We start from the raw sequence: 19,886 nt of genomic DNA on the forward strand, positions 1-19,886 counted from the left end.
TGCTGCAACACCCGGAACCGGCCCGGGGCGCCGGTTCCGGAAGCGGCTCCGGAGCCGGCGCCAGCGCTGGGCGCAGGCGTTCGACGGCACACTCCGCAGACTACCGTTCACAGACCGAAGCGACGCTGGAGGTCCCCCAGCTGGCCGGGCAGACGGGGGTTGGCGCCAGGTTGACCCGCGCCGCCACCCGGGACCCCAGCCTGCTGCGGCGTCGCCCCCGTCGGCTGCTCCGCCATCAGGACCTCGGTCGACTGGAGCAGCACCGTACCCGCGCCGACGAACTCGAACTGGTGCTCCTCGCCCGAGGTCCCGCCGATCCCGGTCAGCGACCTGAGACCGCCCATCACGCCCGTCATATAGCCGTGGTCGTAGTGGTGGCACGGCGAGGGGCAGTCCGCCCAGCCCACCAGGGCCTGCGGATCGACCCGCAGCGGCGGTTCCATGAAGACCACCGGGCCGTTGGACGCGGCCACGAACTTGCCCGTGCCGATCAGGGTCAGGAAGCCCGGCACGATCGACTGCTTGAGCGCCAGCGTCGGCTGGTACGCGAGGAGGTTGCCGGACCGGATCGTCAGGTTCCCGTCGTCCAGGTCGTACGAGTTGACGTCGAAGGCCCGGTCGGCGAGCAGCATCTTGCCGCTGCCCTCGGCCACCACCCAGTCGCTCGCGTGGAGCGGCGAGTGGAAGCTCGTCCGGATCAGCCGTTCGAAGCGCCCGTGGCCGATGCCGTTGAACTCGATCCGCCCGTAGTAGGCGATCATCTTGCCCTTCTGCAGGAACCACTGGCTCCCCTTGAGCTCCACACAGAAGGTGTACGCATTGACGTTGTCGTCCGACGGCAGCGTCATCGGGTCAAAGATCACGGGCGTGCTCACAGCTTCTCCTCCGACGCCTGGACGTACACCGCGCCACTGCCGCTCAGTTCCAGCTGGAACGCCTCGCCGGAGCCGCGCCCCACCATGTCGCGCCAGCCGAGCGCGGTGGAGAGCTTGTTGCGTACGTCGCCGTGGTGGGCGACATAGGCCTGCGGGTCCACGTGCACCTCCCGGCCCGGCGTGATGGGCAGCTCGATCACCCCGCCGTGAGCCATCACCGCGACCGCGCCATGCCCCTTCAGCGTCGTGGTGAACAGGCCCTGCCCGGTCACCTGGCCGCGCACCATCCCCATGACCCCGCCCTGTGACCCCATGAACATCGTGCCCTGCTGCAGCGTCCCGTCGAAGGCGAGCAGCCGGTCGGCCTCCACGTAGAGGGTGTCGCCGGCCAGGTTGATGACCTGGATGTGGTGGCCGCCGTGGCCGAACATCACCGTGCCGCTGCCTTCGACGGTCATCAGCGGCGTCGCCTCATTGGCCATCCGGCGGCCGATCATCGACATCACGCCGCCCTGGCCGCCCTGGATGTTCGGGGTGAACGACACCTCGCCGCGGTACGCGAGCATCGCGCCGCGCTGGCTGAACATCTTCTGGCCGGGGATCACCGTCGCCTCGACCATCTTCGAGTTGATCTCACGGAACGGCATCAGACATCGCCCCCGATGGTGTTCCGCTCGCTCGGCTGCACGTAGACGAGTCCCTCGCCCTCGAATCTGATCTGGAACGACTCGCCCGAGCCCTCGCCCATCAGCGTCCGGAAGTTGACCCCGGACTGGAAGTGCTGCTGCAGATTGCCCTGGTGGGCGATGTACGCGCCGGGGTCGACGAACAACGGGTACTGGGCGGTCACCCGCAGCACCACGGCCGAACCGTCCGACATGATCGCCGCCTGGCCGGTGCCCTCGACGGTGGTGGTGAACAGGCCGTTGCCGGTCGCCCCGCCGCGCAGCCCGGTGAAGGTGGTGCCGGTGTGCAGCCCGGCATCGGTGCAGAGCAGGTTGCTCGCCTCCACGTAGAGCTTCTCGCCGCGCAGCGAGACGAGGTTGATCTCGCTCGCGCGGTCGGCGAAGTAGCAGGTGCCCTGCCCCCTCACCTCCATCACGGTCATCTGCTCGCCGGTCAGCCGACGGGTCACCATGCCGCGGATGCCCTCACCGCCGCCGGTCATCTTCTTGAACGCCATCCGGCCGTCGTACGCGACCATCGAGCCGTTCTTCGCCTTGACGGCGTCGCCGGTCAGATCGACGGCGAGCGTCTTGCTGCCTTGGAGTCGGAACATTGCCACCCGGGTGACGGTAGCGGGAGGGGGCCCAGCCCGACAGGGTCCGTGGACCTATCCGGACCCTGAGCCGACCCTGATATGCGCCGATACGTTCCCCGGAGTGTCAACCGGCCCCCGCCCCCGGGCCCGGTGGGTGCCGATGCCACAATGGGACGCGCTTGTGCCTGTATTCACAAGCTGTGACGACCCTCCCACCGAAGGTGCCCTCGTGGACATCAAGACCGCTACCGCCCTGCACCGGCTGCGCCTCATCTCGATCCCCGAGGCGCTCTCCTTCCCGGCGCTGATCATCTTTGGCTCGATCCTCAGCCGTGTCTCGGACATCGACTTCCTGATGATGCCGCTCGGCATCCTGCACGGCGTGCTCTTCGTGATCTACGCCGTCCTGCTGCTCGACGTCTGGTCCAAGACCAAGTGGCCGTTCAAGCGCGTCGCGTTCTTCTTCCTGCTGGCGCTGCTGCCGTTCGGCGGGCTGTACGGCGACAAGATCCTCAAGCGCTACGAGGCCGACGGGGTCATCGCCGCCCGCGCCCGCCGGGAAGGCGTGGTCAGCGCATGATCGTCGCCTTCTCCGTCAGCCCGCTGGGGGTTGGCGAGGACGTCGGCGAGTACGTCGCCGACGCCGTCCGGGTCGTCCGCGAGTCGGGGCTGCCCAACCGCACGGACGCCATGTTCACCTGCATCGAGGGTGAGTGGGATGAGGTCATGGATGTCGTCAAGCGCGCCGTCGCGGCCGTCGAGGCCCGAGCCGGACGGGTCTCCCTCGTACTGAAGGCCGATATCCGGCCCGGTGTCACCGACGGTCTGACTTCCAAGGTCGAGGCGGTCGAGCGGTACCTCGCCGGCTGACGCCTCTCCGCGCCACCCGGAGACCCCCCGCGCCGCACGGCGAGGGGGGTCTCTGTCACCCGGGGTGCGTTTCGGGCTCCACCGCCAGCGCGATCCCGAGCGGCGTCCGCTCGTACAGCACCTGGTGCCCGTACCGCCGCGAGGTCAGCAGCCCCGCCGCCCGCAGCACCGACAGATGTTCCGACACGGAGGACGGCGCGAGGCCGAGCCGGTGGGCGAGGGCGGTCGTTCCCGCCGGTTCGTCGAGCATGCACAGGACATCGGCCCGCGCCCGCCCGAGCAGCCGCGCGAGCGTCTGCGGCGTACGGTCGGCGGGTTCCGTCCACAGACCACCGATCCCGCGCGCCGGATAGATCACCGCGGGCTGGTAGGGCGGCTCGTACCCGCTGACCACATCCGGCCAGGCGAAGACGCTCGGCATCAGGACGAGGCCCTGCCCACCGAGCACCCGGGAGTGCCGGCCCCGCATCCCGACGAGCGTGAGCGTCGAGTCCGCCCAGCTCAGCTGGGGACTCAACTCACCGAGCAGCCGCGCGAAGCCGACCGCGGCGAGCCGGCGCGAGTGGTACGCGATGTCCGCCTCCAGCAACGCGCGCAGCCGCGGCCAGTCCGGCTCGACCAGGACCCGCCACGCCTGTTCCAGAAGCGCGGACAGCTCCCGCTGCGCGCGGGCGGGGTCGCCGAGCATCGCCCGTCCGGCGGGGGAGTCCAGCGCCCCCGGCACACACGCGAGCGTCAGCGCCAGATCCTCACGGACGAGCTCGGGGCCGATGGCGCGTACCCCGGCGATCTCCTCCTCGAACGAGGCGTAGGGCCCGAGCGGTGGCGGGGAAAGAAAGTCCGGATTGTGCCCGCTCTCCGGCATCAGCGACCACAGCGGCCCGAGGTCCAGCCCCGCGGCGGCGCTCCGGATGCGCCGCAGCCACGGCTCGTGGTATCCGTGCCGCCCGGGGCGCAGGAGGGTGCGGACCGCCTGTTGCGTCTCCCAGAGCGGGGAGAGGGCGAACCTGCAGCGCAGCAGATCGCTCTCGTCGAAATGCAGATGGAACGGCATCGGCGCACCTCGCGAAGATTCGGTGTCAGCCGAAAGTCTATGGAGTGCGGGCCGTGCTCCTCCACGCTGCGTCCATGCCGAGCAACAGCCCCGCCCCGGCGGGCGGCCCCCGCGATGCGGTGGATCCCCCGAGCGGCCCGACGGGCCCCTCACCCCAGGACCCGTCAGCCGCATGCCGCGCCGCGAACGTCCGCCCCGCAGGAGCGGCGCCGTCCCCGGCCCCGTCCCCGGAGCGCGCCGACCCCAGTGACCCGAACCCGTCGCCCGCGCTCCGGGCTCCGGCTTCCGCCCCGGACCCCGGCACCCCCCGCGGCTACCGCGCCGTCATCGCCGTACGGGAGTTCCGTGCCGTCTTCGCCGCACACCTGCTCTCCCTCCTCGGCGTCGTCGTCAGCGAGATCGCGCTCACCGTCCTCGTCTACGACCTCACCGGCTCGCCCCTGCTCAGCGCCCTCACCTTCGCGCTCGGTCTCCTCCCGTACCTCGTCGGCGGCACGCTCTTCGCCGGGGTCGCCGACCGCTACCCCGCCCGCCGGGTCCTGGTCACCTGCGATCTGATCTGCGCGGGCTGTGTCGCCGTCATGGTGCTGCCCGGCACCCCCGTCGGCGGGCTCCTCGCGCTGCGCTGTCTCGTCGCCTCCGTGTCGCCCGTCTTCACCGGGACGCGTATGGCCGCGCTCACCGACATCCTCGGCGAGGGCGATCTCTATGTACTGGGCCGCTCGCTGCTGCGGATCGTCTCGCAGAGCGCACTGCTGATCGGCTTCGGGGTGGGCGGTGTGCTGCTCGCCGCGGTCTCCGCGCGCGGGGCGATCACGATCACCGTCGGGACCTTCCTCTGCTCGGCGGCGCTGCTCCGCTTCGGGACCCGGGACCGGCCCGCCCGGAGCGGCAGCGGCGCAGGCGGCGCCCTGCTCAAGGACTCGCTCGCCGGAGCCCGTACCGTCCTCGCCGACCGCAGGATCCGCGCGCTGATGCTGCTCTTCTGGCTGCCGCCGATGTTCGTCGTGGCACCCGAGGCGCTCGCCGCACCGTACGCGGACGAGATCGGTGTCGGCCCGGCCGCGCTCGGACTCCTCATGTGCGCGATGCCGGTCGGTCACATCGGTGCTGAGCTGTACGTGGGCGCGGTGCTCGCCCCGCGCCTGCGCTCCAGGATCGTGCTGCCGGTCGCCGCCGCGGGGCTGCTGCCCCTCGTGCTGTACGGGTTCCGCCCCGGCATGGTGCTGAGCGTCGTCGCGCTCGCGCTGGCCGGGGTGGGGGCGGCGTACGTCATCGGCCTCGACCAGTGGTTCGTCGACGCCGTCCCGGAGGAGCTGCGGGGCCGGGCCATGACCCTGCTCACCGCCGGGCTGATGACGGTCCAGGGCGTCGGCATGGCCCTCGCCGGCCTCGCCGCCGAATTCGTCCCCGTACATCAGGTGGTCGCCGGGGCCGCCGTGATCGGTACGGTGTGCACGCTCGTCCTCGTCCGCGAGGTCAGGAGCACGGAACCCGTGCACGGTCCTCGGACCGAAGTACGAGACGGGGCTGACCAGCATATGACCAGTGGGTAAGGTCGATCCCGTGCCGAAGCCGCTCAGTCTCCCGTTCGACCCCATCGCCCGCGCCGACGAACTCTGGCAGCAGCGCTGGGGTCCCGTCCCCTCGATGGCGGCGATCACCTCGATCATGCGTGCGCAGCAGATCCTGCTCGCCGAGGTCGACGCGGTCGTCAAACCGTACGGACTGACCTTCGCGCGGTACGAGGCACTGGTGCTGCTCACCTTCTCCAAGGCCGGTGAGCTGCCGATGTCCAAGATCGGCGAGCGGCTGATGGTCCATCCCACCTCCGTAACGAACACCGTGGACCGGCTGGTCAGGTCGGGTCTGGTCGACAAGCGCCCCAACCCGAACGACGGCCGAGGCACCCTCGCCTCGATCACCGGCAAGGGCCGAGAGGTCGTCGAGGCGGCCACCCGGGACCTGGTGGACATGGAGTTCGGGCTCGGGGTGTACGACGCCGAGGAGTGCGAGGAGATCTTCGCACTGTTGCGCCCACTGCGGATCGCGGCCAAGGACTTCGAGGAGAAGTAGCGCCGCGCGCCCCCCGGCCCGCTGCAAGATCGCCCCCGGCGCCCGGTTACGCTCGACGTCATGAAACGCAGTGTGCTGACCCGGTACCGGGTGATGGCCTACGTCACCGCCGTCATGTTGCTGGTGCTCTGCACCTGCATGGTCTTCAAGTACGGCTTCGACACCGGTGCGGGGCTGACGCTCGTCGTCTCCCAGATCCACGGTGTGCTGTACATCATCTACCTGATCTTCGCCTTCGACCTGGGCTCCAAGGCGAAGATGCCGCTCGGCAAGCTCCTCTGGGTGCTGGCCTCCGGCACGATCCCGACGGCCGCGTTCTTCGTCGAGCGCAAGGTCGTCCAGGAGGTCGAGCCGCTGATCGCGGACGGCTCCCCGGTGACAGCCAAAGCCTGACCCGAACCGCCCCGTGCGAAGCACCGGGCGGTTTGTCATCGACATTTACTAGGACGTCCTAGTAAATTGGGGTCCATGGACGCTGACGCGATCGAGGAAGGCCGCCGACGCTGGCAGGCCCGTTACGACAAGGCCCGCAAGCGTGACGCGGACTTCACCACGCTCTCCGGGGACCCGGTGGAGCCCGCGTACGGGCCCCGCCCCGGGGACACGTACGAGGGATTCGAGCGGATCGGCTGGCCCGGCGAGTACCCCTTCACCCGGGGTCTCTACCCGACCGGCTACCGCGGCCGCACCTGGACCATCCGCCAGTTCGCCGGCTTCGGCAACGCCGAGCAGACCAACGAGCGGTACAAGATGATCCTCGCCGCGGGCGGCGGCGGGCTCAGCGTCGCCTTCGACATGCCGACGCTGATGGGCCGCGACTCCGACGAACCGCGCTCGCTCGGCGAGGTCGGGCACTGCGGTGTCGCCATCGACTCCGCCGCCGACATGGAGGTCCTCTTCAAGGACATCCCGCTCGGCGACGTCACGACATCCATGACGATCAGCGGACCCGCCGTCCCCGTCTTCTGCATGTACCTGGTCGCCGCCGAGCGCCAGGGCGTCGACCCGGGCGTGCTCAACGGCACGCTCCAGACCGACATCTTCAAGGAGTACATCGCACAGAAGGAATGGCTCTTCCAGCCCGAGCCCCATCTGCGTCTCATCGGCGACCTGATGGAGCACTGCGCGCGCGACATCCCCGCGTACAAGCCGCTCTCGGTCTCCGGCTACCACATCCGCGAGGCCGGGGCGACGGCCGCGCAGGAGCTCGCCTACACCCTCGCCGACGGCTTCGGCTACGTGGAGCTCGGCCTCTCCCGGGGGCTCGACGTCGACACCTTCGCCCCCGGTCTGTCCTTCTTCTTCGACGCGCACCTCGACTTCTTCGAGGAGATCGCCAAGTTCCGCGCCGCCCGCCGGATCTGGGCCCGCTGGATGAAGGAGGTGTACGGGGCGAAGACCGACAAGGCGCAGTGGCTCCGCTTCCACACCCAGACCGCCGGGGTCTCCCTGACCGCCCAGCAGCCGTACAACAACGTCGTACGGACCGCGGTCGAGGCGCTCTCCGCCGTCCTCGGCGGCACCAACTCGCTGCACACCAACGCCCTCGACGAGACCCTCGCGCTCCCGTCCGAGCAGGCGGCGGAGATCGCCCTGCGCACCCAGCAGGTGCTGATGGAGGAGACCGGCGTCGCCAACGTCGCCGACCCGCTGGGCGGCTCGTGGTACGTCGAGCAGCTGACCGACCGGATCGAGGCCGACGCCGAGAAGATCTTCGACCGGATCAAGGAGCGCGGCACCAGGGCGCACCCGGACGGGCAGCACCCCATCGGGCCCATGACCTCCGGCATCCTGCGCGGCATCGAGGACGGCTGGTTCACCGGCGAGATCGCCGAGTCCGCGTTCCGGTACCAGCAGTCGCTGGAGAAGGGCGACAAGCGCGTCGTCGGCGTCAACGTCCACCACGGCTCGGTCACCGGCGATCTGGAGATCCTGCGGGTCAGCCACGAGGTCGAGCGCGAGCAGGTCCGCGAGCTCGCCGTCCGCAAGGCCGCCCGCGACGACGCCCGGGTCCGCGCCTCGCTGGACGCGATGCTGGCCGCCGCCCGCGACGGCTCGAACATGATCGGACCGATGCTGGACGCCGTCAGGGCCGAGGCGACGCTCGGTGAGATCTGCGGGGTCCTGCGGGACGAGTGGGGCACGTACACCGAGCCGCCCGGCTTCTGAGGGTCTTACGGCCTCCCCCGCGACAGGGGGAGGCCGGTGGGGGCCGCCCGCTACGTGGCGGCTGCCGCGCCCAGCCCCGCAAGCAGCAGAACGGTGAAGCGCCGGGCCCAGTCCTCGTCGACGGGCTCGGCGCTCACCAGCGTCCGGTGCACGACCGCACCGGCGATCACATCGAAGATCAGGTCGGCGGTCGAGGCCGCCGACGCCTCGTCCGGTTCGACGGGCAGCTCGCCGCGCTGCTGCGCCCGTTGCCGTCCCAGCAGCACGAGCCGCTTCTGCCGGTCCACGATCGAATCGCGGATCCGGGCCCTCAGCGCGTCGTCACGGGTCGACTCGGCGACCACGGCCATCAGCGCCGTCCTGGTCTCCGGGCGGTCCAGCAGTGCCGCGAACTGCAGCACCACGTTCTGCACATCGGCCGACAGGCTGCCCAGGTCCGGCAGTTCCAGCTCGTCGAAGAGGGCCGCGACGGCGTCCACGACCAGTTCGTTCTTGCCCGCCCAGCGCCGGTAGAGCGTCGTCTTGGCGACCCCGGCCCGCGTCGCCACATCGCCCATCGTCAGCTTCGACCAGCCGAGATCGACCAGGGACGCGCGGCAGGCCTCCAGGATCGCCTCATCGGCCGCGGCGCTGCGCGGTCGTCCCGTTCGCCCAGGTTTGGGGTGGCCGTGGCTCAGCATGCGGTGACCATACCCGCCAGTAAGGAGAACCGGTCGGTCGCGTTCACCGTGAGACAGATCACTGGACGCTCCTGCGCGCGAGGGGTGCGGGACAGTTACGCTACGGGTCGTAGCGTAAGGACGACGGCCAGGCCGTCGTCACGCCACGAGCGAACGACAGCCACATGTGCCGGGTGGGGACCCGGCACCGAGAACAGGCCCTTCGAGGGTCATTGGACCGCGGAGGTCCGCGCGTCCCGCACACCGGCGGGTACCACGGACGGATGCGGTTCCCGGATCGCTTTCCGGAACAGCGTGCCGAGGGGGGAGGATGTACGTATGCAGCCTAGGAACATGTCCATGAGCGGCGTCGTCGACCTCGCCGCGGTGAAGGCGGCCGGCGAGGCCAAGGTGAAGGCGGAGCAGGCCCGTGCCGAGGCCGCCCGGCAAGGTGGCGGCGGCGCCGTCCCCCCGTCCTCCCTGGTGATCGATGTCGATGAGGCGGGCTTCGAGAGCGATGTCCTCCAGCGCTCCGCCGAGGTCCCCGTCGTCATCGACTTCTGGGCCGAGTGGTGCGAGCCGTGCAAGCAGCTGGGCCCCCTCCTGGAGCGCCTGGCCCATGAGTACAACGGCCGCTTCGTGCTGGCCAAGGTCGATGTCGACGCCAACCAGATGCTGATGCAGCAGTTCGGCATCCAGGGCATCCCGGCGGTCTTCGCCGTCGTTGCCGGGCAGGCCCTCCCGCTCTTCCAGGGCGCGGCCCCCGAGACCCAGATCCGGCAGACGCTGGACCAGCTGATCCAGGTCGGCGAGGAGCGGTTCGGGCTCACCGGGATCGCGGTCGACCAGGAGGCCGCCGGCCCGGAGGGCGCCGGGCAGGCTCCGGCCGAGGTGCCCGCGGGACCGTACGATGCACTGCTCGAAGCGGCCGTGCGGGCGCTGGACGCCAATGACTTCGGTGGCGCCGTCCAGGCGTACAAGAACGTGCTCGCCGACGACCCGGCCAACACCGAGGCCAAGCTCGGCCTCGCCCAGGCCGAACTGCTCGCCCGGGTGCGGGACATGGACCCGCAGCAGGTTCGCGACGACGCCGCCGAGAAGCCGACCGATGTGGCGGCGCAGATCGCCGCCGCCGATCTGGATCTGGTCGGCGGCCATGTCGAGGACGCCTTCGGGCGCCTCGTCGAGACCGTGCGCCGGAATTTCGGTGAGGACCGGGACATGGCACGGCTGCGGCTGCTGGAGCTTTTCGAGGTCATCGGCCCCGACGATCCACGTGTCGTCGCGGCCCGCACGGCGCTGGCGCGCGTCTTGTTCTGATGTGACAACGCGGCCGTGGCGTCCCCGGGGCGTCGCGGCCGTTTTCGCGATCCGGCGACAACAGCCACCCTCGCTTTACCAAATCTTGATAAAAGCGCGGACTGTTACTACCAGTAAATCGTGCGCGGGATTCTGTCCGCTTAAGAACCCCAATTCTCCCTTTCCTCCTCGCGAGAGACGCCACCCTGTGTGGCCGGGTGGCGCCGCCCTGGCGCGCCTTGGTTATCGGGCCGTTACTAGCGAGTAACGAACCCCCTTGTGTCGCGGGCGCTAATGCACCACGATCGGCCACGCTCGGTCCGATGACGCCAGCCCGACCGCCAGTCGGCGCGGCGGCCGTTCGGGTCCCCACCGAGTGGGTCGGCGGCAGTGGCGCCGACCGCGGACAGGGGGGTTCCTGCCGTCCGGCAGGGCCTGTCCGAACAGGTTGCGCGATTGCGTGGCCAGTGGTTGTCGCTCGGGGGTGATCGCCGGTGATTCGGACGCGGTTCCTGCCTCCGTGCGCGGGCGCTCTCCTTCCCGAGGACGTAGCACTTCTCCCATCCCAGGACGGGCCCAGGCCCGGACCGGAGATGTACGTCCGAGAAGGAGGAAGAAAAATATGAGTTCCCAGGTTCGTGGCGGCACCAGATGGAAGCGTTTCGCTCTGGTCATGGTGCCGAGCGTGGCGGCGACCGCCGCGGTGGGCATCGGTCTCGCCCAGGGCGCCCTCGCGGCGTCGTTCAGCGTGTCCGGCCAGAGCTTCAAGGTGACCGCGGACAGTCTCGTCGGCCACAACTTCGTGCAGTACGGCAGCGTGGCCACCGGCACGGATCCTCAGGGCAAGGACGGGGCGCACGCCGTGGCCGTGTCCGGCTTCAGCGATGCCACGATCACCAACATGTGCCAGTCGGTGGTCACTCCGAACCTTCCGTTCGGTCTCGGCACCGTCACGCTGCGGCTGACGGCGGGTACGAACCCGCAGAAGCCGGTCGAGGCGACCAATCTGTACCTGGACATCGCCGAGCTCAACGCGGACGCCGAGTTCAAGAACATCGACATCGGTGTTGCTGCGGGTTCCCTCAGGAACCCGAACAACCCTGATTCGATAGGCATCCAGCCTCGCACCCAGGCGAACCCGAACGGTTTCGCGCAGCGCGCCGAGGAAGCCAAGCTGACCAACGTGCAGCAGACGGCGTGGGCGACCACCGCCGGCACCTTCAAGCTCAGCAACCTGAGCCTGCGGCTGAAGTCCGGCGACAAGCCCTGCTACTAGGGCACTTGCCCAGGGTGGCCGGGGTACCCGCCACGGACCTCCGGCCGCCCGCCCCTTCTCTTCTCACAGCAGTACCGGTTCCAGGGAGCTGTTTTCCATGAGCCCCGAGTCCACAGGGCAGAACGAGCACTACCTCCGCGTCTTCCGGCGGGGATTCCGCACCTGGCGGGGTAACCGGCCGTTCTGGGCGGGCCTGTTCACCATGGTGGGTGGTCTACCCATCGCGTACTTCCCGTACGCCAACATGCATCTCGGCAACGTCACGCTGGCGATGTCCACGACCGCCGGTGCGGGATCGCTGATCATTGGGGTCCTGCTGATCACGCTGGGCCTCACCATGTGGTTCCACCACATCGTGAGAGTGTTCGCCGGAGTCGCCGCGATCCTGCTGGCGCTGATCTCCATACCGGTCGCCAACATCGGCGGATTCCTGATCGGTTTTCTGTTCTCCCTGCTCGGTGGAGCGCTCTCCATCTCCTGGGCCCCGGGCGAGCCGAAGCCGACCGCCGCACATGGCGGTGCTCAGGGCGCGGTGTTCAAGGACGCCGGGTCCGGTACGCAGGAGCCCGAGCCCGAGTTCCAGAGCGCGGCATCGGTGCCCCAGCAGCCGCAGCAGTACGACGCGACAGCAGAGGTCGAGGGCGGGAGGCATCGTGGGGAGTGACGAGACGCAGCTGAACTCGGCCGGTGAGGACCTCTCGACAAGAAGCGGACCGCGTCACGCGGCCCCCAGGAAGTCGCTGCTGACGAAGCTTCACATACCCGCGGGCAAGGCGTTCGCTCTCGCCGCGATGCCGACGGCCGTCTTTGTCGGGATGGGGCTCACCCCCAGGCTTGCGCTCGCCGACGACGCGACGGACATCCCCTTCGCGCCGGGCCCCTGCGTGACCCGCTCCGACGAGCCGAGCCAGTCGCCGGAACCCTCGGCGTCCGCGTCGGAGACGAAGACGCCGTCCCCGTCCGCCAGTGCGTCCACCGGTGCCGGCGGCAGCGGTGCGGACCAGAGTCCCGAGGCGACGCCGAAGCCGTCGGCGACCCCGTCGGCGAACGGAGCGGCGGACCAGCAGAGCGTGGCGTCCGCCGCGACGCCGAGCGCCTCGCCGTCGCCCAGCGCGACGAACAACCCGCTCGATCCGCTGGGCGTCGGCGACGCGCTGGGGGACCTCCTCGACGGACCGGATCGGGCGACGGCGAGCCCGTCCGAGAGCGCCACCACCGCGTCCCTGAAGCCGTCGGCCTCCGCGACGAGCGAGCCCACCGAGAAGCCCGTGGTCAAGGTGACGGACGCGGCGAAGGACACGGCCGGCAAGACCGCCGACGCCATCCGCGACGCGGCCGACAAGGCGGGCACGTCGGTCAAGGAGCTCGACGAGAGCGCCAAGGGACTCGACCCCAAGAAGGACGACGACATCCCGGACGGTGCCAAGCAGCCGTTCCCGTGCCCCACGGCCGACCCCGAGGCGCTGGCCGCGGCGGAACGGGAGCAGGGCATCCCCAGGCTTCCGAACCAGCCGTGGATCCTGGAGAGCTCGCTGCTCACCCTGAACGGGCTCGACTACAAGGGCATCGTCGAGGTGGAGAAGGGCGACGGCACCACGAAGAAGGTGCTGAAGTTCACCGCGTCGTCCGTCGACATCAAGGACCTGCACCAGCTGACCGAGGGTCCGGTCGGCACCACCGGCCACGTCCAGGCGCGGAAGGGCTCGACGTCCACCATCCGCAACGGCACGGTGACGATGTATACGGAGGAGCTGAAGGGCAACCTCTTCGGCCTCATCCCGGTCACGTTCAGCCCGCAGACCCCGCCGCCGCTGAACGTACCCTTCGCCTTCTTCACCAAGGTCAAGGTCACCCAGGCCGGCCAGTTCGGCGGCACGCTCAAGGTGCCCGGGCTGCACAACTACTTCACCGGCGGCAACAGTTGATGAAGTGACTCAAGGACCCGTCAGGGAGCCGCACAGGGCTGTGGCCCGCACCCCCGTCGAAGGGGGTGCGGGCCACAGCCGTATGCCGGTGCGATGGCTCGTCAGCCGCGGTCGCTGCCGCCCACGTGGTGCACCCGGACCATGTTGGTGGTGCCGGGGACGCCGGGGGGCGAACCGGCCGTGATGACCATCGTGTCGCCGGCGTTGTAGCGGCTCAGCTTCAGCAGTTCCGCGTCGACCAGGTCCACCATGGCGTCGGTGTTGTCCACGTGCGGCACGACGTGGGCCTCGACGCCCCAGCTCAGCGCGAGCTGGTTGCGGGTGGACTCGTCGGTGGTGAAGGCCAGGATGGGCTGCGCGGCGCGGTAGCGGGAGAGCCGACGGGCCGTGTCACCGGACTTGGTGAAGGCGACCAGCGCCTTGCCGTTCAGGAAGTCCGCGATCTCGCAGGCCGCGCGGGCCACCGAACCGCCCTGGGTGCGGGGCTTCTTGCCCGGCACCAGCGGCTGCAGGCCCTTGGAGAGCAGCTCCTCCTCGGCGGCGACGACGATCTTCGACATCGTCTTGACCGTCTCGATCGGGTACGCGCCCACGCTGGACTCGGCGGACAGCATGACCGCGTCGGCCCCGTCCAGGATCGCGTTGGCGACGTCGGACGCCTCGGCGCGGGTCGGCCGCGAGTTGGTGATCATCGACTCCATCATCTGGGTCGCCACGATCACCGGCTTGGCGTTCCGCCGGCAGAGCTCCACGAGGCGCTTCTGCACCATCGGGACCTTCTCCAGGGGGTACTCGACGGCCAGGTCGCCGCGGGCGACCATCACACCGTCGAACGCCATGACGACGCCCTCCATGTGCTCGACGGCCTGCGGCTTCTCGACCTTGGCGATGACGGGGACCCGGCGGCCCTCCTCGTCCATGATCTTGTGGACGTCCTTGACGTCGTCGGCGTCGCGTACGAAGGAGAGGGCGACCAGGTCGCAGCCCATCCGCAGGGCGAAGCGGAGGTCCTCGACGTCCTTCTCGGACAGGGCCGGGACGTTGACCGCCGCACCCGGCAGGTTGATCCCCTTGTGGTCGGAGATCACCCCGCCCTCGATGACGATGGTCTTGACCCGGGAACCCTCGACCTCGACGACCTTCAGCTCGACGTTGCCGTCGTTGATCAGGATCGGGTCGCCCTTGTCGACGTCGCCCGGCAGTCCCTTGTAGGTCGTACCGCAGATCGACTTGTCACCGGGGACGTCCTCGGTGGTGATGGTGAACTCGTCCCCGCGGACCAGTTCGACGGGGCCCTCGGCGAACTTCGCCAGGCGGATCTTCGGGCCCTGGAGGTCGGCGAGTACACCGACCGCCCGGCCGGTCTCGGCGGCGGCCCGGCGGACGCGGTCGTAACGGCCCTGGTGTTCCTCGTGGGAGCCGTGGCTGAAGTTGAATCGGGCCACGCTCATGCCGGCCTCGATCAGAGCGACGAGCTGCTCGTGCGAGTCGACGGCGGGACCGAGGGTGCAGACGATTTTGGAACGGCGCATGAGGCGGATCCTATCGGTTTGTTTCGCTGCGGAATATTCCGGCTGGTGGAAGATACAAAGGGGCGCGGGGGTGCTCAGTTGTCGACCTGTCCGAGCGGTTCGGCCTGCCCGGGCTGTGCGGTCCGTCCGAGCCGTTCGACCAGCGCGAAGGTCTGGCCGGCGATCTCCAGCTCCTCGTCCGTCGGCACCACGGCGACCGCGACCCGCGCGTAGTCCGGCGAGATCAGCCTCGGTTCACCGGACCGCACGGCGTTGAGACCGGCGTCCACCGCGAGGCCGAACCCTTCGAGACCGGCGATCGCAGCCTCCCGTACGGGCGCCGAGTTCTCCCCGACCCCCGCCGTGAACACCACGGCATCCACCCGCCCGAGGACCGCCGAATAGGCGCCGATGTACTTCTTCAGCCGGTGCACATAGATGTCGAACGCCAGCGCCGCCCGCTCGTCGCCCTCGTCGATCCGGCGCCGGATCTCCCGCATGTCGTTGTCCCCGCAGAGCCCGACCAGACCGCTCCTCTTGTTGAGCAGGACGTCGATCTCGTCGATTGACATCCCCGCCACCCGCTTCAGATGGAAGGTGACCGCCGGGTCGATGTCCCCGGACCGGGTCCCCATCACCAGCCCCTCCAGCGGGGTCAGTCCCATCGACGTCTCCACGCACCGGCCGCCCGCCACCGCCGACGCCGAGGCGCCGTTGCCCAGGTGCAGCACGATGACGTTGACCTCCTCGGGGGTACGTCCCAGCAGCTCGGCGGCCTTGCGGGAGACGTACGCGTGCGAGGTGCCGTGGAAGCCGTAGCGCCGGATGCGGTGGGCGTCCGCGGTCTCCACGTCGATCGCGTAGCGCGCGGCGTACTCCGGCATCGTCGTGTGGAACGCGGTGTCGAAGACGGCGACCTGGGGCAGGTCGGGGCGGAGCGCCTGTGCGGTACGGATCCCGATGATATTCGCCGGGTTGTGCAGCGGCGCCACCGGGACGAGCCGCTCGATCTCCGCCAGCACCTCGTCGTTGATCACGGTCGGCTCGGTGAAACGCAGGCCGCCGTGCACCACCCGGTGGCCGATCGCCGCCAGCTCGGGAGAGTCCAGCCCCAGCCCGTCCGCGGCCAGCTCCTCGGCCGCCGCCTTCAGCGCCGCCTCGTGGTCGGCGATCCTGCCCGTGCGCTCGCGTGTCCCGGCGCCTCCCGCCCGTCGCCCACCACCACCCTCAACGGAGGCCCTTCGGGCCACCTCTTCTGATTCGGTCAGCGGGGTGTGCAGCAGACGGGAGGTGTCCTCGCCGATCCGCTCGACCAGGCCGATCGCGAGCCGGGAGCGGTCGTCCATGTCGAGGAGCTGGTACTTCACCGATGAGGAGCCGGAGTTGAGGACGAGGACGCGACGGGCCTGCACGGCGGCGGAACCTTTCTTCGTGGGGGTGGTCATCCGGATCACTCCTCGCCCTGCGCCTGGATCGCCGTGATCGCCACGGTATTGACGATGTCCTGGACGAGCGCACCGCGGGAGAGGTCGTTGACGGGCTTGCGCAGCCCCTGGAGCACCGGGCCGACGGCGACCGCGCCGGCCGAGCGCTGCACGGCCTTGTACGTGTTGTTGCCGGTGTTCAGGTCCGGGAAGATCAGCACGGTCGCCTGCCCCGCCACCTCCGACCCGGGCAGCTTGGTCGCGGCGACGCTCGGCTCGACCGCCGCGTCGTACTGGATCGGACCCTCGATCCTGAGATCCGGCCGGTTCGCGCGCACCCGGTCCGTCGCCTGCCGCACCTTGTCGACATCGGCGCCCGTGCCCGAGGTGCCCGTCGAGTACGAGAGCATCGCGATCCGCGGCTCGACACCGAAGCGGGCGGCGGTGGCGGCGGACTGGACGGCGATGTCCGCGAGCTGTGCGGCGTCCGGGTCCGGGTTGACCGCACAGTCCCCGTACACCAGCACCTTGTCGGAGAGGCACATGAAGAAGACCGAGGAGACGATCGACGCGTCCGCCCTCGTCTTGATGATCTCGAAGGCCGGGCGGATCGTCGCCGCGGTGGAGTGCACGGTCCCGGAGACCATGCCGTCGGCCAGGCCCTCCTGGACCATCAGCGTGCCGAAGTAGTTCACGTCCGAGACGACGTCGTACGCCAGCTCCACCGTGACCCCGCGGTGCGCGCGCAGCTGTGCGTACCGCTCCGCGAACGCCTGGCGCAGCTCCGAGGTCTGCGGGTCGATCAGCTGCGTATCGGCGAGGTCGATGCCGAGGTCGGCGGCCTTCTTGCGGATGGTGTCGAGGTCGCCGAGCAGGGTGAGCTCGCAGACGTCGCGGCGCAGCAGCACATCGGCGGCGCGCAGCACCCGCTCCTCCGTGCCCTCCGGCAGGACCACCCGGCGCCGGTCCGAGCGGGCCTGTTCCAGCAGCTCGTGCTCGAACATCATCGGCGTGACGCGGCCGCTGCGGGCCACCGAGATCCGCTCCAGCAGGGCTGCGGTGTCGACGTGGCGCTCGAAGAGGCCGAGTGCGGTCTCCGCCTTGCGGGGCGTCGCCGCGTTCAACTTGCCCTCCAGTGCGAAGAGTTCGCCCGCGGTGGGGAAGGATCCGCCGGCCACCGACACGACCGGGGTGCCCGGTGCGAGGCGTGCGGCCAGCTTGAGTATCTCCTCGCCGGGGCGCTCGTTCAGGGTCAGCAGCACGCCGGCGATCGGCGGGGTCCCGGCGCTGTGCGCCGCCAGTGAGCCGACCACCAGGTCCGCCCGGTCCCCGGGCGTGACCACGAGGCAGCCCGGCGTCAGCGCGTTCAGCAGATTCGGCAGCATCGCTCCGCCGAAGACGAAGTTCAGCGCGTCCCTGGCCAGCCCCGCGTCGTCGCCGAGCAGAACCGTTCCGCCGAGCGCCGTGGTGATCTGGGCGACGGTGGGCGCGGAGAGCGCCGCGTCGTCCGGCAGCACCGAACAGGGGACGGGCAGCCGCGCCGCCAGCCGCTCGGCGATGACCTCGCGGTCCTCGGCCGCCACCCGGTTCACCACCATCGCGAGGACGTCGCAGCCCAGCCCGGCGTAGGCCCGGTAGGCATTGCGCGTCTCGGCCCGTACGGACTCCGCGTCCTGCCCCTTCCCGCCGACCACCGCGATCACGGAGGCGCCGAACTCATTGGCCAGCCGGGCGTTGAGCGCCAGCTCGTCGGGGAGCTGGGTGTCCGCGAAGTCCGTGCCGAGGACCAGCACCACCTCGTACGAGCGGGCCACCTGATGGAAGCGGTCGACGAGCCGCGAGACCAGTTCGTCGGTGCCCTTCTCCGCCTGCAGCGCGGACGCCTCCGGGTAGTCCAGGCCGTAGACCGTCGACGGGTCCTGGGAGAGCCGGTAGCGGGCCCGCAGCAGCTCGAACAGCCGGTCGGGGCCGTCGTGGACCAGCGGCCGGAACACCCCGACCCGGTCCACCTGACGCGTCAGGAGCTCCATGACTCCCAGATCGACGACCTGGCGGCCGTCTCCCCGGTCGATTCCTGTCACGTACACGCTGCGCGTCACGCGTGCTCTCCCGTCGTTCTGTCCGGTTGGAGCGATATCGCCCTGTTGACGATACCTGCGCGGGCGGATACGCCGCCCGCCGGGCGAAAGGCCCTGATCGGGTGCGGGAAGACCTCCGTCGCGCCCGGCACTCCGTCCGGTGCGGTGCCGGTGGAAGAGTCGGTAGCGCGAGGTCCAGACCTGACGTGGGACAATCGTTGTGGCTCACGGTACGGGGGATTCTGCAGTCGCCCCCGGAATGCACGGCACTAGCGAGCAGGAGATACGGCACGATGCGCATCGGAGTTCTCACCGCAGGCGGCGATTGCCCGGGCCTGAACGCAGTGATCCGGTCGGTCGTGCACCGCGCCGTGGTGGGTCATGGGGATGAAGTCATCGGCTTCGAGGACGGGTTCAAGGGACTCCTCGACGGTCACTTCCGCCCCCTCGACCTCAACGCGGTCAGCGGCATCCTCGCCCGCGGCGGCACCATCCTCGGCTCGGCCCGGCTGGAGCGCGACCGGCTCCGCGAAGCGGCCGAGAACTGTGAGGCGCTGAGCCGCCGTTACGGCATCGACGTGCTGATCCCGATCGGCGGCGAGGGCACCCTCACCGCGGCCCGGATGCTGTCGGACGCCGGAATGCCCGTCGTCGGCGTCCCGAAGACCATCGACAACGACATCTCGTCCACCGACCGCACGTTCGGCTTCGACACGGCCGTGGGCGTCGCCACCGAAGCCATAGACCGTCTCAAGACCACGGCCGAATCGCACCAGCGGGTCATGGTCGTCGAGGTGATGGGCCGGCACGCGGGCTGGATCGCGCTGGAGTCCGGCATGGCGGGCGGTGCGCACGGCATCTGTCTGCCCGAGCGGCCGTTCGAGGTCGCTGACCTGGTCAAGATGGTCGAAGAACGCTTCGCACGCGGCAAGAAGTTCGCGGTCATCTGCGTGGCCGAGGGCGCGCACCCGGCCGAGGGGTCGATGCCGTACGCCAAGGGCGAGATCGACCAGTACGGCCACGAGCGCTTCCAGGGCATCGGCAACCGGCTCGCGATCGAGCTGGAGACCAGGCTCGGCAAGGAGGCCAGGCCGGTCATTCTCGGCCACGTCCAGCGCGGCGGCACGCCGACCGCGTACGACCGGGTGCTCGCCACCCGCTTCGGCTGGCACGCGGTCGAGGCGGCGCACCGGGGCGACTTCGGCCGGATGACGGCGCTGCGCGGCAACGCCATCACGATGGTCCCGCTCGCGGACGCGATCACGCAGCTGAAGACGGTACCGAAGGACCGGATGTACGAGGCCGAGTCGGTGTTCTGACCGGTTCCGGGCACCGGACGGGCCCGTGACGCCCAGCCCGTCCGGCGTTCGAGGGCGCGGAGGCTGCCCACTGGGGGCAGCCTTTCTTTC

Annotated in this window: 19 protein-coding genes; 11 read left to right on the plus strand and 8 right to left on the minus strand. The window is 69.9% G+C overall.

Annotated features, from left to right (window positions below; all coding sequences use genetic code 11):
• Positions 1-107: 107 nt before the first annotated feature.
• Genes ACGFSA_RS15690 through ACGFSA_RS15700 form a run of 3 tightly spaced genes read right to left on the minus strand, consistent with a single transcriptional unit; the run spans position 108 to position 2,154 of the window.
• The gene (locus ACGFSA_RS15690) at positions 108-875 is read right to left on the minus strand and encodes an AIM24 family protein (RefSeq protein WP_327244299.1); all 768 of its coding nucleotides are present in this window, start codon (positions 873-875) and stop codon (positions 108-110) included.
• On the minus strand, positions 872-1,522 hold the full coding sequence (locus tag ACGFSA_RS15695; RefSeq protein ID WP_359538055.1) for an AIM24 family protein: 651 nt from the start codon (positions 1,520-1,522) through the stop codon (positions 872-874). The genes ACGFSA_RS15690 and ACGFSA_RS15695 overlap by 4 nt, the downstream gene beginning before the upstream one ends.
• Entirely contained in the window at positions 1,522-2,154 is a 633-nt protein-coding gene (locus ACGFSA_RS15700) for an AIM24 family protein (protein WP_393304525.1), read from the minus strand. Before ACGFSA_RS15700 ends, ACGFSA_RS15695 begins: the two co-directional genes overlap by 1 nt.
• Before the next feature lie 211 nt (positions 2,155-2,365).
• Between ACGFSA_RS15700 and ACGFSA_RS15705 the strand changes: the two genes are divergently transcribed.
• Entirely contained in the window at positions 2,366-2,716 is a 351-nt protein-coding gene (locus tag ACGFSA_RS15705) for a DUF3817 domain-containing protein (RefSeq protein ID WP_266981381.1), read from the plus strand.
• Entirely contained in the window at positions 2,713-3,006 is a 294-nt protein-coding gene (locus tag ACGFSA_RS15710) for an MTH1187 family thiamine-binding protein (RefSeq protein ID WP_393304424.1), read from the plus strand. Before ACGFSA_RS15705 ends, ACGFSA_RS15710 begins: the two co-directional genes overlap by 4 nt.
• Positions 3,007-3,061: 55 nt before the next feature.
• Here the strand turns inward: ACGFSA_RS15710 and ACGFSA_RS15715 are convergent, their stop codons facing one another.
• Positions 3,062-4,060, minus strand: coding sequence for a DUF5937 family protein (locus ACGFSA_RS15715; protein WP_393304426.1), 999 nt, complete (start codon positions 4,058-4,060; stop codon positions 3,062-3,064).
• A gap of 74 nt (positions 4,061-4,134) precedes the next feature.
• Between ACGFSA_RS15715 and ACGFSA_RS15720 the strand changes: the two genes are divergently transcribed.
• From ACGFSA_RS15720 to ACGFSA_RS15735, 4 genes are all read left to right on the plus strand, one after another.
• Complete coding sequence (locus ACGFSA_RS15720; RefSeq protein ID WP_393304428.1) at positions 4,135-5,616, plus strand: MFS transporter; 1,482 nt, start codon at positions 4,135-4,137, stop codon at positions 5,614-5,616.
• Positions 5,617-5,626: 10 nt separating this feature from the next.
• Entirely contained in the window at positions 5,627-6,136 is a 510-nt protein-coding gene (locus ACGFSA_RS15725) for a MarR family winged helix-turn-helix transcriptional regulator (RefSeq protein ID WP_393304430.1), read from the plus strand.
• A gap of 60 nt (positions 6,137-6,196) precedes the next feature.
• Positions 6,197-6,529 (plus strand): DUF3817 domain-containing protein, encoded by a 333-nt coding sequence (locus ACGFSA_RS15730; RefSeq protein ID WP_393304432.1) that lies wholly within the window; start codon positions 6,197-6,199, stop codon positions 6,527-6,529.
• 75 nt (positions 6,530-6,604) lie between these two features.
• Positions 6,605-8,305, plus strand: a complete 1,701-nt coding sequence (locus ACGFSA_RS15735; protein ID WP_376664614.1) for a methylmalonyl-CoA mutase — start codon at positions 6,605-6,607, stop codon at positions 8,303-8,305.
• Positions 8,306-8,355: 50 nt separating this feature from the next.
• On the opposite strand, the gene ACGFSA_RS15740 is transcribed toward ACGFSA_RS15735, so the two are convergent.
• Complete coding sequence (locus ACGFSA_RS15740) at positions 8,356-8,985, minus strand: TetR/AcrR family transcriptional regulator (protein WP_366689599.1); 630 nt, start codon at positions 8,983-8,985, stop codon at positions 8,356-8,358.
• 318 nt (positions 8,986-9,303) lie between these two features.
• Here ACGFSA_RS15740 and ACGFSA_RS15745 point away from each other — a divergent pair, with 318 nt between their 5' ends.
• The 4 genes from ACGFSA_RS15745 to ACGFSA_RS15760 all read left to right on the plus strand — a co-directional run bounded on the left by ACGFSA_RS15745 (position 9,304) and on the right by ACGFSA_RS15760 (position 13,464).
• Positions 9,304-10,284 carry a tetratricopeptide repeat protein gene (locus tag ACGFSA_RS15745; protein ID WP_393304435.1) on the plus strand — a complete coding sequence of 327 codons (981 nt, stop codon included), beginning with the start codon at positions 9,304-9,306 and terminating at the stop codon, positions 10,282-10,284.
• Between the two features lie 601 nt (positions 10,285-10,885).
• The gene (locus ACGFSA_RS15750) at positions 10,886-11,539 is read left to right on the plus strand and encodes a DUF6230 family protein (protein ID WP_393304437.1); all 654 of its coding nucleotides are present in this window, start codon (positions 10,886-10,888) and stop codon (positions 11,537-11,539) included.
• 97 nt (positions 11,540-11,636) lie between these two features.
• A complete protein-coding gene (locus tag ACGFSA_RS15755) occupies positions 11,637-12,203 on the plus strand; it encodes a DUF6114 domain-containing protein (RefSeq protein ID WP_393304439.1) in 567 nt (188 codons plus the stop codon).
• Entirely contained in the window at positions 12,193-13,464 is a 1,272-nt protein-coding gene (locus ACGFSA_RS15760; protein WP_393304441.1) for a hypothetical protein, read from the plus strand. Before ACGFSA_RS15755 ends, ACGFSA_RS15760 begins: the two co-directional genes overlap by 11 nt.
• A 101-nt stretch (positions 13,465-13,565) precedes the next feature.
• On the opposite strand, the gene pyk is transcribed toward ACGFSA_RS15760, so the two are convergent.
• The 3 genes from pyk to pta all read right to left on the minus strand — a co-directional run bounded on the left by pyk (position 13,566) and on the right by pta (position 18,498).
• A complete protein-coding gene (gene pyk, locus ACGFSA_RS15765; protein ID WP_266981363.1) occupies positions 13,566-14,996 on the minus strand; it encodes a pyruvate kinase in 1,431 nt (476 codons plus the stop codon).
• Between the two features lie 74 nt (positions 14,997-15,070).
• A complete protein-coding gene (locus ACGFSA_RS15770) occupies positions 15,071-16,420 on the minus strand; it encodes an acetate kinase (RefSeq protein ID WP_393304444.1) in 1,350 nt (449 codons plus the stop codon).
• A 5-nt stretch (positions 16,421-16,425) separates the two neighbouring features.
• Positions 16,426-18,498 (minus strand): phosphate acetyltransferase, encoded by a 2,073-nt coding sequence (gene pta, locus ACGFSA_RS15775; RefSeq protein WP_393304446.1) that lies wholly within the window; start codon positions 18,496-18,498, stop codon positions 16,426-16,428.
• Between the two features lie 272 nt (positions 18,499-18,770).
• On the opposite strand from pta, the gene ACGFSA_RS15780 reads away from it, so the two are divergent.
• Positions 18,771-19,796 (plus strand): ATP-dependent 6-phosphofructokinase, encoded by a 1,026-nt coding sequence (locus ACGFSA_RS15780; RefSeq protein ID WP_393304448.1) that lies wholly within the window; start codon positions 18,771-18,773, stop codon positions 19,794-19,796.
• Positions 19,797-19,886: the final 90 nt, after the last annotated feature.

It is taken from the genome of Streptomyces sp. NPDC048496, assembly GCF_043200055.1.
GTDB lineage: Bacteria > Actinomycetota > Actinomycetes > Streptomycetales > Streptomycetaceae > Streptomyces.